This window comes from Celeribacter litoreus, from assembly GCF_020165855.1.
GTDB classification, from domain to species: Bacteria; Pseudomonadota; Alphaproteobacteria; order Rhodobacterales; family Rhodobacteraceae; genus Celeribacter; species Celeribacter litoreus.
Genome location: NZ_JAIUFY010000010.1, coordinates 1 through 1,507, shown reverse-complemented (window position 1 = coordinate 1,507; position 1,507 = coordinate 1). Strand labels below are relative to the sequence as shown.

1 pseudogene is annotated in these 1,507 nt (G+C 57.5%); it reads left to right on the top strand.

The features are described 5' to 3' along the window. Window positions 1-78: 78 nt before the first annotated feature. Window positions 79-1,463, top strand: a pseudogene (locus tag LA304_RS10470) (IS1182 family transposase). Window positions 1,464-1,507 lie beyond the last annotated feature (44 nt).

Genomic DNA, 1,507 nt, shown 5'->3' with positions numbered 1-1,507 from the left:
TATTCCGTTGAAAAACGCGCGCTTGATTGGCGTGTGAGATGCTGATTCAATTCTTCCAACGGACGGGAGGATTGACCGATGATGGGTCCAAGGCAGGAAGCGCAAGCATCGCTGTTTTACGAGTTTTCGCTGGAAGATCACGTCCCTCAAGACCATCTGCTGCGCTCGATTGATCGGTTCGTCGATCTGGGGAACATCCGGGCTCATCTTGCTGAGTTCTACAGCCACACGGGCCGACCTTCCATTGACCCCGAGCTGCTGATCCGGATGCTTCTGGTCGGCTATTGCTTCGGGATCCGGTCGGAGCGGCGGCTCTGCGACGAGGTGCATCTGAACCTCGCCTATCGCTGGTTCTGCCGCCTGGATCTGAACGACCGGGTGCCAGATCATTCGACGTTTTCCAAGAACCGGCACGGTCGTTTCCGCGAGAGCGAGCTGCTGCGCCACCTGTTCGAAACGACGGTGCGCGCTGCATCGAAGAAGGCCTGGCAAGCGGCCAGCGCATGGCGGTGGATGCCAGCCTGATCGAGGCCGATGCGAACAAACAGAACTCAACGTCAAAAGAAGACTGGGATGCTTCAGCCATCGAGCCCGCTGATGCGCCTCGTGCCGTACGCGAGTATCTCGACACCCTTGATGAGGCTGCATTTGGCGCAGCGAGCGAGGTAGAACCTAAGTTCACGTCCCATTCCGATCCCGCCAGCCAATGGACTGCAGCGCGCAAAGGGCCTGCATTCTTCAGCTATTCCGACAATTATCTGATCGACACCGATCACAGCGTCATCCTCGATGTCGAAGCGACCAGATCAATCCGGCAGGCCGAGGTCGGCTCAACGAAGACCATGCTTACCCGTGTCAAAGACCGGTTCCATCTGCACCCCGAGCGTTTGATCGCAGACACAGCTTACGGATCAGGCCCAATGCTGGGCTGGCTGGTCGAGCGTGAGATAGCGCCGCATATTCCCGTCATCGACAAGGCGGGGCGCAACGATGGCACCTGGTCACGCGCCGAGTTCGAATGGGACGCAGAGAATGATCAGTATATCTGCCCCGAAGGTCACGAACTGAAGCAGTTCCGGCGAAACTACTCCGATCCGAACCGAGGTCCGACCGGAAAAGGCACAGCTCGCTATCGGGCTTTGAAGGAGGCCTGTCAGGCTTGTCCCTCCAAAGCACAATGCTGCCCTAATGCCGATACCCGTAAAATCACGCGTGAAGAACATGAAGATGCCCGCCAGCTTGCCCGTGATATCGCCAAAACCCAACAATACGCGATCTCGATGAGGCTGCGAAAGAAGGTCGAGATGCTCTTTGCCCATCTCAAACGAATTCTCGGTTTGAACAGGCTCCGATTACGTGGACCATGCGGCGCAAACGACGAATTCCTCCTCGCCGCAACCGCCCAGAACCTCCGCAAACTGGCCAAGATCTTTCCTGCACCGCAGCGGCCGCAAAAAGCCTGATAGGAAAGGCGATTGGGCCGAGTTTGGAACGCCGATTTCTGCGC